Raw genomic sequence first — 15,135 nt, 5'->3', positions numbered from 1 at the left:
CTCATCACTTTTATTAATATCCTCATCTATTTGCATATAAAATGAGCATTATTGCACAACAGGGAACAATAACTTCTGATTTTTAAGCCAAAACATATTCTCTTCCGTTATAAGCTCCATACTCATTTCAACCTTCTCGGGAACCGATTGTCCATTTGCTGCTGCTAATGCATGCTTGACGCTAAGATAGCCCATGCTGAAGGGATTTTGTACGATTAATGTTTGCAGCTGATTTTCCTGAAGCAGCTCCAGCAGCTCCGGCGAGCTATCGAAGCCTACCAGCTTGATCTTATTGCCCGCTTGCCTGCGTTTCAGTTCATACGCCGCTCCTATCGACGTTTCTGTGTTAAGTGTTAATATGCCGTCTACCTTTTGTTTATCTAAAATACTGCTGACGGTTTGCTCACATTCTTGGTACGCCTCCGAGCACAATTGACTGCCAACAAGGTGAAGTCCCTCATATTCGTTAACTGCATCACGGATACCCCGCTCCCGCTGAATGCCATTAATTCCACCCTTGCTATACGTTACAATCGCAACATCGCCGTTGCCTCCAAGCTGTCTGGCAATTTCCCGCAGCGCTTCTTTGCCAGCCAAGTAATTGTCCATTCCGACATAGGAAGCCGTCTTCCCCGAGGTTAGCAAGCTGTCCATTGCGATAACTGGTATATTCCGCTTTGCAGCTTCCTCCAAAAAAGGCTGAAATGCCGCATCATCATTTGCTCCGAGTACAATTGCATCTGGCCGAGTCTCCAGCGATTGCATAGCTGATTGCAGCTGCCCTTTGATATCCCCCTCATCTGCACCAGCAGAGACATGCAGAGTAATGCCAAATTCTTTGACGGCAGCTTGTGCGCCCATCGTCACATTTTTCCAGTAGTCGCCTTTGCTCGTCCGAAGAATAAGCTGAATCGTCTTCCCAGTCTGCTCCTGCTTCGGCACTTCTGGACCCGGGTAGAGAGCGGAATACAATAAAAGGACAGCTATGATGAAGAGCAGCAAGCTAATGACCCTGCCTTTGAGATTAACCATTATGCTTTTCCCCTCCTTCAGCTTGCTGCAGCGTAAGAGCAGGGAAACGAATCGTGACGGTTGTGCCTACTTCCTGCTCGCTCTCGAAATGCAAACCATAAGTTGGACCAAAAAACAGTCGAATTCTCTCCTGCACATTCATAACCCCAACACCTGATCCCTTCGAGCTTATGACAGCACCTGTAAGAATTTTACCCAGTCTCTCCTCCGACATGCCAAGCCCATTATCAACGATTTTGATCACAATATCACTGCCTTCAAGCCTCATGGAAATAGCAATATGCCCCTTGTCAACGGAGGGCTCAATGCCATGCACGAGCGCGTTCTCAATTAGAGGCTGAACAATAAGCTTTAAGGTAGCAAGCGACAATGCCTCCTGCTGCAAATCAAAGGAATAGTCGAATTTATTTTTGAACCGCATGTGCTGGATAACCAAATAGTTCCGTGCATGCTCCATCTCATCCGCTAGCGTGATTAGGCTTTTCCCTTTGCCTATACTAATGCGAAACAGCTTAGACAGCGACGTAATCGTCGTAATCACTTCTTCATTTTTGTTCATGCCCACCATGCGTACGACCGTATTTAACGTATTGTACAGAAAATGCGGATTGATCTGCGCTTGCAGCGCTTCCAGCTCGTACTTTCGTTTGCTCTCCTGTTCCCTTACAATTCGTTCCATCAGCTGCTTGATCGTACCGATCATAATGTTGTACCGATCTGCAAGACGCTTGATCTCAAGCGGCCCTTCGCCGCTGGCGGCCAGGTTGAAGTCGCCCCGCTCTACGCTTTTCATCGAAAGCTCCAGTCGTTTGATCGGTCTTGAGATTCTCCGTGCGACTAAACTCGATAATAAAAATACGATTAGCGCTAGGCCGATAACAAGCTTGGACATCGATCGGTTTAATTGCCCGCTTGTCGTCATCACCTCATCCAAATAGGATACGCCTACTACCTTCCAGCCGACGTTGCCAATCGTTTGAACGCTTATCATTTTTGCCTCATCCGTAGAATCGTCAATAAAGCTGCCGTACGTATGCTTAAGCGCCAGCTCAACATTCTCTTCTTTCAGCTTCGCATAGATGAGCTCAAGCTGCGGATGATAAACAATGTTGCCCGCAGACTCGTCCAGCATGTACACATAACCCTTTTGCCCCAAGCTCACTCGTTCGGACAGCTCATCAATCGTATTGAAATTGACATCCATCAGCAAAACGCCATGAACCTGCTTGCCTTGATGCTGGACTGTGATGCTTTTGCTCATCGATACGACCCATCGGAACTGCTGCTTATACAAATTTTGAACATGCGGAAGCGATATGGATAAGTGACCTGCTGAATCGAGTGCGCTTCGAAACCAGCCTTCCTCCGTCACTTTCAGCGTTTCCTTCAGCTCAACATTCGGTAAATCGATAAGCAGCTGACCTTTATCATCGAATAAGGCGAGTGATACCGTGTCCGAACGCGTCGACATCATCGATTCCAGCTGGCGGCGCATCCCATCGGACTTCACATCGGCGCTTTGTCCGATTGAATGATGCATCATATTGAACAAGTCAGACGTGACCTCTATATAATTTTCAAGATTGTAGCTTACTTGATCGACAATTTGCTGTGAGTTGCGAAAGGCATTTTCCTGCGCGGTTGCAGAGAAACGACCGTATAATACAACGCTGACAAGCAATATAATAAACACAGAAAATATCGTAATCGAAACGGTTAATATAAACTGTATGCTTTTGCGGTTTATCATTTTTCTTGTCCCAGTAAGCCGCTGCGATATTCTTTGGCAGACAATCCGGCATATTTCTTAAAGCTGAGGCTAAAATAATTTGGATCGGCAAATCCGATTTTCTCCGCTATCTCAAATGCTTTGAGCTCTGTCGTGCGAAGCAGCTCCTTCGCCTGTTCCATTCGAAGCTGCAGCAAATAAGCACCGAACGTCATTTTCAACTCTTTTTTGAACAGGCCGCTAAAATATCCTGCGCTGATATGCAGATGGGCACACACCTTCGCAATAGACAAATCACTATCGTGATAATGCTCTTTCGTATAGTGAATGGCATCCTCTACGATTTGTTTATATGTATGCTGCCTGCGGCTGGCGATACGAACTCTCACCTTAGCACATAAATCTCCAAACCAAGCCTTCGTTTCCTGCATGCTGTTCAGCTTCTGGTATTGATTCAATATGCCCCATCCACCTGCGAAAATGTCATCATTGTCACTCTCGTAAGCTTTGGTCAGCTTGATAATCGCCGTTACCATCTCGAGCAAATAATGCTGGTACTCATGAACGGGAGCCTGGACGCGGGATATTTCATCAAATAGTCCATCAATTACTTCCTCCAGCTCTTTCTCGGTACCAAGCTTCACCGTTCGAACTAGATTTTGCTCCTTCCATTCGTCGAAGAGAAGCTTGTCATTTACACGACTTTCCATATCATCGATACAAATGATGAGGTTGTTGCCAAGAATCCGGCGATAATCTAGAGCAACCGTTGCAGCCTCATAGGCATACTTGAGATTTCCCACATCTTGTGTGAAGATTCCAACGCCAATCATGACGGGAAAACGTAAAAACCTCTCGATACTTTGCAGTATTTCCTTTAACGCATCCTGTGTTTGCTCCATTACCAAGCCCTTATCGAGCTCTGGGCTGACCGTGAACAGTACAACTTGATCTTGATGAATAAAAACTTTGCCAAGTAAATGTCTATTCCATATTTCAGCTGCAATATTGCATACGGAGAATAGCTTCAGATCCAAATCTGTTGACGAAGCGAGTGAATGTGAGGGTACTTGATGCTCAGTATCCTGCTGATGTTCAGAGTGATTAACTGCAATAATGGATACGATGTACCCTTCGCCATCCAGCTCCATGCCGTATTTCGCTGCTTTTATAGAAATGTCCTTATAAGACTGTTTGCGAGTAATTAAAGAGGAAAGAAACTTCTCGCGCACGATAGGCAGACTGGTGCGGTAATGCTCCTCCAGAAGCTCAATATTGGTTCGCTTCTCACGCTCTTCATCCATGCGCTTCGCTACTTCCGCAATCGTGTCCGTCAGCTGCTTCGCCGAGAACGGTTTCAAAACATAAGCCTCTACCTGCAAATGTATGGCCTGCTTCGCGTATTCAAATTCATCATGACCCGATAAGATGACAATTCGTGTAATGGGATATACCTTTCTAGCCCATTCCGACAGCTCCAGACCGTTCATATATGGCATGCTAATATCTGTAATGAGCACATCAGGCTCCATTTTCTCAAAAATCTCCATCGCTTCCTTGCCGTTTCCTGCTGTTCTAACTTCTGAGAAACCGCAGCTCTTCCAATCCATCTCACTCATTAATCCTTCCGTAACTTCCGGCTCGTCATCAACGAGCAGCAGCTTGTACACATGTACCCCTCCAAAATTAATGCTTTTTGACGAAGCACCTGTTCAATCACCTCGTTTCGCCACTCCCCATTTAACCATAGATTTTATGAATGTAAATAAGAAATCAATGGATTAGGTTAGGGTATGTCTTACTCCTATCTTCTTATTCATGCAGGAAAATAACTTTTGAAGCCTATAAGAGCATGCAAAAAAACCGTAATCCTCTTAAAGAGCTTACGGCTTCTTTTTTGCACATATACAACCTATAAACATAACATTCCTCATTGCTTTATTGACGACGTCGTGCTCGCACAACAACAATCCCAATGATCATAAAAAGGGCTAGCGCACCTATGATGATCTGCAGCTTTGTTGCTCCGCTTTCGTTAGCATGCAAAACCTCGCCAGCGCTTAAGGGCAGCGGATTATAACCATTGCCTAGTACCTTCAACTCTTCTCCGGCAGCAGAAACCAGCTTCGTTAAATCACATATCCCTGTTTCAAGCTTTCCTGATCTGTCATTAGCAGACACGATATAGGTATCACCTGCATTAAATTTTTCATATCCGCAGCTTGCAGAACTCATCGCTGTATATACAGCTGTCTGCTGCTTGAGTTTTCCTTTCCATACCGTTGCTACTTCAAAGTCTACTTGAACGAGATCAGCAGATGACATCGTTTTTTTCTTAGGAGGCTGTGTTACCTTGATTACTTTTCCAGTGAAAATGGCAGTCTTGCGTCCAAGCTCATCTTTTACCTGCGTCTCTGCAGACGGCGACATTGCACACGAGCATGCGAAAGCTGCTTTAGGGTTAACAATAAGTGCTGTACTTAACAGAATGACTCCACATAAAAGGTATAGCAGAATTTTTTGGTTCATCATCATCACCTCATAACCTAGACGGGCTGAAAATGATAAATGTTCCCACAATAATGGATCGTTATGAAATAACGTTTACCGAAGCCGCTGGCTATTTACTCATTAAATTGATATATTACCTAAGGTGAGCGAGCTTAATGCAATGGCAACGAGCTCCTAAGACTAAAGAACCGTAGGTGACTAACATGATTGAGGTAAAGACTTCTAAGCTTAGCGATGGAGAATTTAATAGAGGAGTATTTGCGAAGGTTGATATTGCAAAAGGCGTACTGTTTCATGAAGCCCCGGTCATTCCTTTCCCGAATGAGGAGCATGAGCACATAGAGAAAACGATGCTTGCTGATTATGTGTTTGAGTATGGCGCTAATCACACTGCGATCCTGCTTGGATACGGCATGTTGTTCAACCATTCCTATACCCCAAATGCTTATCACGATCTTGATTTTGACAATCATGTCGTTAACTTCTTTACTTACTCAGACGTAAAAGCTGGCGAAGAGCTTCTTATCAACTACAACGTGGATAACGATGATCCGATGTGGTTTGATGAGAAAGTGAATGAGGACGAAAAATAGCAAGTGAGCTTTCCGCCCTTATTCTAAGCTTCACGGCGTAAATAAAGACGAGCCCGTTCCGCAGAAACTGCGATCGGACTCGTCTTTTTTGTTCACAACAAAATTATACAAAACCGCCATTCACACGAATCGTCTGACCTGTCATCCACTGTGACTCGTCACTTGACAAAAACATCACCACACTCGAAATATCCTCAGGTTCACCCAATCTTCCGAATGCATTCATATTGGCAATACCCGTTATTTGCTCCTCTGATTTCCCTACCTTAAAGAGCTCCGTGTTAACAGGACCAGGTGCAATGGCATTAATAGTGATCCCCTTTGGACCAAGCTCCTTCGCCAGCTGGCGAGTGATCTGTTCAACTGCGCCTTTCGTGGCTGCATATACGCTATACGTTGGGAACATCGCGCCAACAACCGAAGTCGAGAAATTGATAATTCGTCCGTTAGCGTTCATATGCAATGCCGCTTGCTGGCAAGCAAAAAATGTGCCCTTCACATTAATAGCGAACTGCTTATCGAAGTCTTCCTCCGTCATATTAGCAATCGGCTTCGTAATCATAATACCCGCGTTATTCACAAGAATATCTATTTGTCCAAAAGCTTCTAACGTTTTGCTGAACATAGCCTCTACTTCCGCCACGATACTAATATCAGCTTGTATCGCTATAGCTTCACCACCTAAACGCTTAATGCCATTTACTACTTCTTCTGCTTTGCCTGGGCTACTCGTAAAGTTCACAACAACCTTTGCACCGTTACCCGCTAATTGCTCAGCAATCTCCCGACCTATTCCCCTTGACGCTCCCGTTACCATTGCTACTTTCCCAGCTAAACGCTTCTCCAAAACTATTCCCTCCCTGGCATTTACATCATTATGCTCTGATTATATTCTCGCCACAGACAAATATCAAGTGACATTTTTTATTATTTGTCATTTTGATTAAAGAAGATTTATCTATAAATAAAAAAGCCCCTCTGATTAAAATCATCATGGGGCTTCACATTATACGATTCCACTAAGCAGTAAATTCCATACGAATTTGAACTGTTCATCAATGTCTTCTGCCAACCATTCATTGGCATGTGCAGGATGATGAAATTTCGACGTTGCAAAAAACACGGCCTTCGCTAAGTTCTCGGCTTGTCCAGACTTGAATTCGTTTGAACGTATACCTTCATCTATAATTTGCGTGATCTGCCCTATCAAGCGGTTCACATGATCGGTGATCATTTCAACCGCATTTACAGTGACAACCGCGTACATAGCAAACATTTCTGAATCATTGGCTGCATAATTCCGTTTGCTGCGGATGAGCGTCTCCATCCATAAACGCAAGCGCTCTGAAGAGCTGCCGCCGGTTTGATTGGCTATCGCTTCTAAAGGCGATGCGATGCATCTCTCCAGCCAGCGCCCCGTTACCGCTTCTCGCAACGCAGCTTTACTTGCAAAGTGGCGATACAACGTACCATGGCTTACTTGCAGCACCTTAGCTACATCCACAACCGAGCTTTTATCGGGCCCATAACGTCTAAGCACCTGTTCAGCTGCATCTAAAATCGTTTCCTTATTCAACGGAAGATCATTTGTCATATTGGGCAGTGAGCGATTCATCCACTTCAGACAGCTGGATGATCCATTAGCTCAGCACCGTCCCCCCTCTCGGTGATTTTAGCCTACTATATCAAATCAAGAGTGTAATGACAATATCGTTATTTTGTTATTCGTTTTTATGCTGTTAAAATAAAAGCCAAATTAATTCGCAAGCAAACATGATATATAATATTTAAGATCTTAACGTATGCTTGCATCATAATGACTTTGTAATAATAAAGCCGAATGTCCTCCAGTAAGAGGCATTCGGCTTTATATGCGCTTATGACTTAAAGGTAAAGCCCGCCTTTTTATGAAAAAAAGAGAGCTATTGACCAATAAAGGTTGCAGAGCCGTTATCACCTGTAAAAGGAGGTGCGCCAGGCGTTGTTACATAACAAATAATCATTTTGTAGGACTTACCATTGGATATGTTCTGGTTAAAGGTAAGCACAAAGCTTTGGTTTTGACTGTCTGCCGCAGCTATCGATACTTTACTCGCTGTTAATGAATTGCTTGGATTCACTTGATCATTTTTGCCAAGGGTTGCGATGCCTGTTGGCGTAACATCCGTTGTACTCTGAATCCAATAATTTGTTGGCGTTATGCCTTTTGTTTTATCAACTGGCTGGTCGTAATTGATGAGCAGTTGATTAGGAGATGTTTGTTTCACCTCGCGCAGCATTGGTATGGTCTGCTCCCTAGCACTTGCTGCCTGAGGAGCAACAATCGTCAGAGCAAAAATACTGATCAACACGAGCCTTGTCATAAACTTACTCATTTTGTTCCTCCCTATTCAATAAGTGAAGTATTTGTTACCTTTAAGGATAATGCCCTTACGAGTTATCATTTATCCGTTAAATAGGAAATTAATGTATTTCCAAAAAAAAAGACCAGGTTCCCCTCATAAAGGGGAAACCTAGCCTGCTTTGTCTTTATGTATGAACATTTAATGATAGCGAACAGCTTAAAATTAATGATCAATAACGATGCTTTCTAGTTTCACGTTAACCGGATGTGCGATGGTGTCGCCAACTGGACATTTGCTCTCTAGAAACTTCACGAATTCCTCAACCTTTTCTTTTGGTGAATCGGTTTTGATATGGAAGGTATAGCGAATATCCGAGTAACCAGGACGCACATCCGATTTATTGAAAAATCCATCAAGATCGATGTCGCCTTCTACCTCTACTCTGAAGTCATCCAGTTTAACATCAAACTTTGGAGCGTAAACTCTAGCAACAATCGATTGGCAAGCTCCTAATGAAGCGAGCAGCGCTTCAACAGGATTCATCCCCGTATCTGTCCCGCCCAAGCTTTTGGGCTCATCGATCGTGAGCTCGAAATGTCTAGACTTCGTTAAAACCTTTACGCCCTCTTGTAATTGAGCAGTTGCTTTAAACGTTTGAACAGCCATTTTGTAGTCTCCTCTAGTTCATTGGTTTTTTGTAGATCATTTGCAAATAAACCAAGTTATTTACTAGGTATTATATGTTCATTCTAAATTTATGTCAATCCTTGGAATCGCAGCCATGAAGCTTATCTACTCTTTATTATTCCTCGAATGAAAGATTAGACGGCCCATCCAGCAGCTCGCTTTCCATCTCAAGATTAGTTGTTGGCACGCTGAGATCAACCTCTTCGAACTTGAAGCTATCCACCCATACATGCCCTTTGCCCATAAGCAGTACACCAATGGATATGGTCGCGCTGTTATCAGGAACATCCAATACGATAGCGTAATGATTCCAGCCCGTATCTCCAATAATTTTTCTATTATTCATATTATCAAACTGCAAAATATCCTGTGCGTTGTTGTCCACCCTCATCCACAAGCCGCAATATTCCTGTACCCCGCTTGTCCTTACAAAACCTGTGAATCTCATTCTGCGACCGACAAACTTCTCAGCTTTAAATTGCTGCATCATCGTCCCAAATTGACCCGGGTCCTCTGCAATAAGCGCCTTCAAATACCCCGATGCATTTCCTTGATGAACAATGCTGCGGTCAACCCCCATTTCATAGTTTTGAGGCTGGCTTCCCGTCAGGAACCAGTCTTTCACAGGTGAAGCATGATCCATATAATCTCCTCCTAAAGTAGAATACGTATGTGGTGCAAACATTTTACGGTAACGGCCCGGCGGCATGCTGTACATCTTCTTGAATGCTCTTGTAAATGCTTCCTGGCTTTCAAAATAGCAGTTCAACGAAATCGTAATGATCGTTTCATCCGTGTTTAGTAGCAGTCTAGATGCATAACAAAGTCGGCGGCTTCTCAAATAATCCGCTATGTTTATGCCTACTTCCTTTCGGAATAAACGGTGAAAATGGTATGGAGAAAAACCAGCGTGTGCAGCTATTTGTTCAAGTGTCAGTTCATCCTGAAGGTTATCCTCCATGTACTGGATACTTTTTTGAATGATGTTGTGAGTAATCAAAGGTGCGCCTCCTTTGACTCTAGAATAGCAGAAGGAAGAGGGCTGTTTTTGATATTTTTTGCTAAGTTGTCATTGCTGCAAGCTTAATTCTCTATTTTAGTAAAAATCATTTTTGGTTAAATTACACTTGTGTGAAATCAGTAAAGTTTAAGTATAAATAAACAGCACCTTGCCGTGCCTATTTCCACTAAGCATAATGAATTTAGACATGGTATCAACAGCACCTAGAGTATGACCTCTACTACGTTAAAAGGAGTGATGATGTTTGAATAAGAACAATCAAATCAAAAAGCATGTGAGAGGTTTACATTTATAATTAAATAAACCTCTCACATACTTCTGGGAGGAAATAAGTTAATGTATATTTCGAAAGCGATAGGAACGGAACTTGCCAGCGAAAACTTCTCTAAAGCAGCAGCACTTTTTGGAGCTTTGAAGCACCATTTATCGATTCAAGGTGTCATTGAAGGTGTTTTGCACGGCAGAGTTTTCTTGTCCATTGACAGCGCGTCAGCAGTATTAACAAGTCCTCAAGGTATATTTTTAGGCGGGAGCCCGGAAAATCATTTATTTTTTGAAGAAGTTAACAAGCTGTTTAAAGAAGAGCTTTTGCCGAAGCTTGCAGCGATCGGACGGCTGGATTATGTGCTCTTCTATCCCTCGGATGAGAAATGGGAAAACATGCTCAGTCTCGTGATGAAGGATCTGCTGCCTCTGCGAAGCGGCCGTATGACGTTTACTCACGATCTGGACGGAATAGAGACTAAGCTTGCTGATCATATTTTTCCGGTAGATAGCAGCTTTCTTAAAAGAGAAGATTTAATAGGGCTCGATGGCGTCATCAGTGAAATTCAAGGTGGCTGGGCCTCCATTGAAGCTTATGAGGATAGAGGTTTTGGATGCGCTGCAATTCAAGACACGGATGAAGGACCCGCCATCATCAGCTGGTGCCTGGCCGATTGGGTAGTCGGGGATGAATGTGAGCTTGGCATTCAAACAGATGAACAATATCGAGGCAACGGATGGGCTCGAAAAACAGCGTTAGGTGCACTGTCACTTGCGAAGCAACGAGGCATGACAAGAGTAGGCTGGCAATGCTGGTCAAGCAATATAGGCTCGCAACAAACCGCTATAGCTGCTGGGTTTAAGCTGCTTATTGATTTCCCCGTTTTGTTCGGATGGAATCTGCCTTTAAACAATCTCCTCGTTAACGGGAACCATTATCTGCGTGGAGATACGAGATATGGCGTGGAACGAGACTATGCACGTGCAGCATGGAGCTACGCACAAGCTCTTGATCAAGGCTGGGATTGGAACGGAGATGCCGCGCTGTATTGGAATGCCGCTTGCTTGTTTTATTTGACCGGAGAGCAGGATCGTGCCCTACATTATTACAAAAGCGCGGTGGAAAAAGGTTGGCAGGGCATTCATAAGCCCCATTATCATGATTATGTCTATAGAGAAGCGGACAGTGAGCAGATGGCTCTTATTTTCGCTGAAGCATGTAAGTAATAGAGGTTGACCTCTGTTGACCTCTGTTACCCTCCGCCAATGTCTAACATACAATGTTTGGTGGAGGTGATTCTTTTATGCTTCAAATGTCATGGTATTCGAAGGCTTTAGGATTAGTCGGCCAGCCAGTCGGCGTCTCTTTAATGAACGGACAAGGTGTAACAGGCGTTTTATGCAGCATTACCGGCGGTAATTTAGTGCTGCAGGAATACTTGTATCAGAGTCAATTTGCGACGAAGCAATATCCCCTTAATACGATTCAAGATGTTAATTCTTTTCCAGGCTGCAGCATGCCCGGTCCTTTATTCTAATACCAATTCACAGATCACCAAGAGCACGGGGCGTTTTAAAAGTCATATTGCGATTTTTTGAGCACTACTTATAACTTATTTTCTTCGAGAAAAAGGACCTCAAGCTCCACTATACAGTGGAATTAGGGGTCCTTTCATTTGAAAACGAGGATGTTCCCCTGTCATGCGAAGACTTTTGCGGCAGCGCCTGCAGCAGCTTCATCTAAGCACAGAAATGCACTTATTTATCCAAATCTTTTTCAATTCTGCTCAATTAGAGGTATTTGTACACCTATTTGTATCATTTCAATCTTGTTTATTAAAAACAGGTGCACTTTTGCACTTGTTTACTCTCCACTATCGGTTCACGCACATTACAATCATACAACATGCATCGCAGATGCTGGATATGGTGGAAAAGAGAATTACGCTAAAAATAGCAGTACAGGAATAGCTCTCCTGTACTGCTATTTTTCATATATTTACCAATACTTCCGTTCAACGCGAGCTATTCCTCCGCGAACTTGATCCTTATGGGACAGCCCCTTTTCTGTATGATGAGCGCTATCCATTGTAATTGAGAACAATTATCATTTATAATGATAGAAGTCGATGGATTTATCATCATCCAGAAAGAGTGAACTGCCTATGTCCCCTGCTTGTGAAGAAATGTCCCTTGCCTCCCATTTATTTTATATGCCTGTCCAAGTAACTAGAGTAGATAATGAAACGGTGGCAGACCGCTTCTTTGAAGAATCGGCACCATTTTCCCGAATTTTCATCGTATCGAGCGGTACAGCTGAGCTTTCTATTAACGATCAGCTGTATGAGATAGCGCGTGGAAGCGTCGTGTTATGCGATGCCCTTCAGCGTATAAGATGGAAGGCTTCCCCCTCGCTGCGCGGTATCCAGATTGCTTATCGCTGCTTGACTTCGGAGGGCTCCGAGCATCGTGGGCTCAATCACCCTGAACCGCTGCATCGCTGTCCGGTCGGAATCCTTAGATTAGCCGGCGAGCTGGAAACGGTGTGGAGAGAGCCCCAATTAAGTGAACCGCTTCAGTCTCAACAGTTGTTTATTCAGCTGCTTGTGGAGCTGTACAAAGAACGTAATGCTTTGAAACAGCCATCCAACTACTGGCTTGAACATGCCATTCAATATATGGAGACGCATTATAATAAGGATCTAACGCGAGAGCAAATGGCTGAACAAGCTAATGTCAGCCAAGAGCATTTCTCACGTACATTCCGCAAAAATACAGGACGCACCTTCAATGCCTATCTAACCTTGCTGCGAATTCGCAGCGCGCAGCGGCGTATCCTTGTCGGAGCTCCTGATCTGAATACTCTCGCTCAAGAAGTCGGCTATAAGGAAGGCTTTTATTTAAGCCGTAAATTCAAAGAAGCTGTCGGGCTTTCCCCCACCGCCTATCAGCGCAAGCACAAACGGATTGCCGCATTGAATCTAAATCATACCGCTAGCCTAATGGCGCTCGGCGTTATCCCAGAGCTTGGCGTCTATACAACCTGGTTGGAGCATTCCAATAACAAGTTGATTGTAAACACCAGTCAGAAGTTAAATACATACGGCCAAACTCCCTCCACCTATTATGAAGCGATCGCTGCTGCAAGGCCTGATGTCATTATTAGCTACAATACGGCGGAAGAGAATAAGGACCTGCTTCCGCTCGCGCCAGTGGTGGAACTCCCTTTTATGACGATGAACTGGCGCGAACAGTTCCTTATGATTGCTGACATTGTAGATAAACGTCAGACAGCTGAAGCGTGGCTCGCCTATTATGATCAGTTGATCATTAGAAGCAATCATAGGCTGGATCGCCAGCTTGGCTATCGCGGTACCGCCGTTGTATGGGAGATTGATTCGAACAAAGCTTATTGCTGCAGCAGCAGTCATGGCAGAGGCAGTCAAATTCTTTATGATGATCTCGGATTTCAGCCTCCCTCCGAATTGCTGGAACAAGGCTTTTTCGCTCGTGGATATGTGGAAGCAGATATCGAAACCATTGCATCTTATCCGGCCGACCATATTTTCATTACTTCATTGCCTTCTTGCCAGCGTGATCTGATTCAAATGGATCGTTTATTTCACTCCCCTCGCTGGCTTGCGCTGAAAGCTGTCCAGAATAAGCAGGTATACCTGCTTAATGAGCCAGATATGTTTTGCGGATACGACCCGATCTCTACGCAAGCGCAGCTTCGAGAGCTGCTTCGTGCGATGACCTCACGTCACAAATCTGCATGACTACACATCATTTTAGTCCATAGTCATTTTCAAGATTACACGGTAAAGTGTTACTGAGAATGATTATCGTTTTAAATAAGGGGGATATGACATTGTTTTCTTTTCAACAGAAGTTTTACAGCAGCCGTCGTTTCATTTTTGCCGTTTCATTACTATTGTTAGCGGTTCTCGTTTCCGCTTGTGGAACAGAAAAAGCTCCAACCAACGCTGGAGCACCATCAAGCGGCACCGAAGAGACCACACCCGAAACGGCCGTGCCGGAAGCTGCGAAATTCAAGACGGTCTCCACGGTTAAAGGCGACATCGAAATTCCGGTTCATCCGAAGCGGATTGTAGCCGAAGAATACTTGGGCAGCCTGATTGCTCTTGATGTTATTCCGGCAGGATCTCCGGGTGTTACGATAGAAAACTACTATTTCAAAGAAGCGCTGGCAGGCGTTGCAGATACAGGAATTTATGGAGAGCCATCCGCTGAAAACATAATCAGCCTCTCCCCCGATCTCATCATTACAGCCAACGGAGACAGCTACGAGCAGCTCCGTAAAATTGCGCCAACGATTGTTATCCCATACGGAGAATTAAAAAATGTTCACGCTGAGTTGACCTATTTCGGAGATTTATTCGGAAAAGAAGATGTAGCTAAGTCATGGCTGGCCGAATATGACCGACGCATTGCAGAAGCCAAAGCTAAGGTAGATAAAGCTATTCCTGAGGGTGCAACCTTCTCCATCATGGAGTACAGCGATAAAACGACTTGGGTTTATGGAGACAACTTCGGTCGCGGCGGCCAACCCATCTATCAATCATTAGGCCGTAAACCTCCTGTCGATGTTGCCGATGAAATCATGAAGAAGCAGTGGGCTGAAATTTCATCGGAAATGCTGTCCAAGTATGCAGGCGATTATATTATTTTGACATCCAATGACCGTACAATAGAATATTTTCAAAACGACCCGATCTGGGGCAATCTTCCGGCTGTAAAAAATGGCCACATCTACATATGGCCTGAAGAGAGATCATGGTATTATGACCCCATCGCTGTTCTAGCTCAATCTGAAGAGCTGACAGAGTGGCTCGTTAATCAAGGGAAATAATAAAAAGCCTTCAAAACCACTAGCAGCGTGGCTTTGAAGGCTCTTTTAACTATAATAAGTTCTACTTATTCTAAAATAAT

Annotated in this window: 14 protein-coding genes; 5 read left to right on the top strand and 9 right to left on the bottom strand. The window is 44.1% G+C overall.

Annotation, left to right across the window (positions count from 1 at the left end):
* Positions 1 to 48: 48 nt before the first annotated feature.
* The 4 genes from AC1DOV_RS02690 to AC1DOV_RS02675 all read right to left on the bottom strand — a co-directional run bounded on the left by AC1DOV_RS02690 (position 49) and on the right by AC1DOV_RS02675 (position 5,290).
* Positions 49 to 1,032, bottom strand: a complete 984-nt coding sequence (locus AC1DOV_RS02690) for a substrate-binding domain-containing protein (RefSeq protein WP_477549102.1) — start codon at positions 1,030 to 1,032, stop codon at positions 49 to 51.
* A complete protein-coding gene (locus AC1DOV_RS02685) occupies positions 1,025 to 2,782 on the bottom strand; it encodes a cache domain-containing sensor histidine kinase (RefSeq protein ID WP_477549101.1) in 1,758 nt (585 codons plus the stop codon). Before AC1DOV_RS02685 ends, AC1DOV_RS02690 begins: the two co-directional genes overlap by 8 nt.
* Positions 2,779 to 4,431: a response regulator transcription factor gene (locus AC1DOV_RS02680; protein WP_477549100.1), complete on the bottom strand. Its 1,653-nt coding sequence runs from the start codon at positions 4,429 to 4,431 to the stop codon at positions 2,779 to 2,781. The genes AC1DOV_RS02685 and AC1DOV_RS02680 overlap by 4 nt, the downstream gene beginning before the upstream one ends.
* A 268-nt stretch (positions 4,432 to 4,699) precedes the next feature.
* Positions 4,700 to 5,290 (bottom strand): hypothetical protein, encoded by a 591-nt coding sequence (locus AC1DOV_RS02675; protein WP_441878656.1) that lies wholly within the window; start codon positions 5,288 to 5,290, stop codon positions 4,700 to 4,702.
* Between the two features lie 185 nt (positions 5,291 to 5,475).
* Between AC1DOV_RS02675 and AC1DOV_RS02670 the strand changes: the two genes are divergently transcribed.
* Positions 5,476 to 5,865 carry an SET domain-containing protein gene (locus AC1DOV_RS02670; RefSeq protein WP_054026376.1) on the top strand — a complete coding sequence of 130 codons (390 nt, stop codon included), beginning with the start codon at positions 5,476 to 5,478 and terminating at the stop codon, positions 5,863 to 5,865.
* Between the two features lie 103 nt (positions 5,866 to 5,968).
* On the opposite strand, the gene AC1DOV_RS02665 is transcribed toward AC1DOV_RS02670, so the two are convergent.
* The 5 genes from AC1DOV_RS02665 to AC1DOV_RS02645 form a co-directional block, all read right to left on the bottom strand.
* On the bottom strand, positions 5,969 to 6,712 hold the full coding sequence (locus AC1DOV_RS02665) for an SDR family oxidoreductase (protein ID WP_477549099.1): 744 nt from the start codon (positions 6,710 to 6,712) through the stop codon (positions 5,969 to 5,971).
* A 159-nt stretch (positions 6,713 to 6,871) separates the two neighbouring features.
* Positions 6,872 to 7,480, bottom strand: coding sequence for a TetR/AcrR family transcriptional regulator (locus AC1DOV_RS02660; RefSeq protein WP_477549098.1), 609 nt, complete (start codon positions 7,478 to 7,480; stop codon positions 6,872 to 6,874).
* Between the two features lie 307 nt (positions 7,481 to 7,787).
* A complete protein-coding gene (locus AC1DOV_RS02655) occupies positions 7,788 to 8,240 on the bottom strand; it encodes a hypothetical protein (RefSeq protein ID WP_477549097.1) in 453 nt (150 codons plus the stop codon).
* A 192-nt stretch (positions 8,241 to 8,432) separates the two neighbouring features.
* The gene (locus AC1DOV_RS02650) at positions 8,433 to 8,876 is read right to left on the bottom strand and encodes an OsmC family protein (protein WP_076268773.1); all 444 of its coding nucleotides are present in this window, start codon (positions 8,874 to 8,876) and stop codon (positions 8,433 to 8,435) included.
* Between the two features lie 136 nt (positions 8,877 to 9,012).
* Positions 9,013 to 9,897 carry a helix-turn-helix transcriptional regulator gene (locus tag AC1DOV_RS02645; protein WP_477549096.1) on the bottom strand — a complete coding sequence of 295 codons (885 nt, stop codon included), beginning with the start codon at positions 9,895 to 9,897 and terminating at the stop codon, positions 9,013 to 9,015.
* A gap of 357 nt (positions 9,898 to 10,254) precedes the next feature.
* Between AC1DOV_RS02645 and AC1DOV_RS02640 the strand changes: the two genes are divergently transcribed.
* From AC1DOV_RS02640 to AC1DOV_RS02625, 4 genes are all read left to right on the top strand, one after another.
* Positions 10,255 to 11,409: a GNAT family N-acetyltransferase gene (locus AC1DOV_RS02640; protein ID WP_477510831.1), complete on the top strand. Its 1,155-nt coding sequence runs from the start codon at positions 10,255 to 10,257 to the stop codon at positions 11,407 to 11,409.
* 86 nt (positions 11,410 to 11,495) lie between these two features.
* Entirely contained in the window at positions 11,496 to 11,720 is a 225-nt protein-coding gene (locus AC1DOV_RS02635; protein WP_477549221.1) for a hypothetical protein, read from the top strand.
* 627 nt (positions 11,721 to 12,347) lie between these two features.
* Positions 12,348 to 13,961, top strand: coding sequence for an AraC family transcriptional regulator (locus tag AC1DOV_RS02630; protein WP_477549095.1), 1,614 nt, complete (start codon positions 12,348 to 12,350; stop codon positions 13,959 to 13,961).
* 86 nt (positions 13,962 to 14,047) lie between these two features.
* The gene (locus AC1DOV_RS02625) at positions 14,048 to 15,055 is read left to right on the top strand and encodes an ABC transporter substrate-binding protein (RefSeq protein ID WP_441878669.1); all 1,008 of its coding nucleotides are present in this window, start codon (positions 14,048 to 14,050) and stop codon (positions 15,053 to 15,055) included.
* The last annotated feature ends 80 nt before the right edge of the window (positions 15,056 to 15,135 follow it).

It is taken from the genome of Paenibacillus sp. 01T47 (genome assembly GCF_056398245.1).
Note: the sequence above shows the minus strand (reverse complement) of the source record. Positions and strands in the feature narration are given on the sequence as shown.

What these genes read in the sequence shown, in the direction of transcription:
- AC1DOV_RS02650 (WP_076268773.1), bottom strand. Translation starts at nt 8,876, where the DNA reads ATGGCTGTTCAAACGTTTAAAGCAACTGCTCAATTACAAGAGGGCGTA.
- AC1DOV_RS02630 (WP_477549095.1), top strand. Translation starts at nt 12,348, where the DNA reads ATGTCCCCTGCTTGTGAAGAAATGTCCCTTGCCTCCCATTTATTTTAT.
- AC1DOV_RS02660 (WP_477549098.1), bottom strand. Translation starts at nt 7,480, where the DNA reads ATGAATCGCTCACTGCCCAATATGACAAATGATCTTCCGTTGAATAAG.
- AC1DOV_RS02685 (WP_477549101.1), bottom strand. Translation starts at nt 2,782, where the DNA reads ATGATAAACCGCAAAAGCATACAGTTTATATTAACCGTTTCGATTACG.
- AC1DOV_RS02655 (WP_477549097.1), bottom strand. Translation starts at nt 8,240, where the DNA reads ATGAGTAAGTTTATGACAAGGCTCGTGTTGATCAGTATTTTTGCTCTG.
- AC1DOV_RS02670 (WP_054026376.1), top strand. Translation starts at nt 5,476, where the DNA reads ATGATTGAGGTAAAGACTTCTAAGCTTAGCGATGGAGAATTTAATAGA.
- AC1DOV_RS02635 (WP_477549221.1), top strand. Translation starts at nt 11,496, where the DNA reads ATGTCATGGTATTCGAAGGCTTTAGGATTAGTCGGCCAGCCAGTCGGC.
- AC1DOV_RS02640 (WP_477510831.1), top strand. Translation starts at nt 10,255, where the DNA reads ATGTATATTTCGAAAGCGATAGGAACGGAACTTGCCAGCGAAAACTTC.
- AC1DOV_RS02690 (WP_477549102.1), bottom strand. Translation starts at nt 1,032, where the DNA reads ATGGTTAATCTCAAAGGCAGGGTCATTAGCTTGCTGCTCTTCATCATA.
- AC1DOV_RS02675 (WP_441878656.1), bottom strand. Translation starts at nt 5,290, where the DNA reads ATGAACCAAAAAATTCTGCTATACCTTTTATGTGGAGTCATTCTGTTA.
- AC1DOV_RS02625 (WP_441878669.1), top strand. Translation starts at nt 14,048, where the DNA reads ATGACATTGTTTTCTTTTCAACAGAAGTTTTACAGCAGCCGTCGTTTC.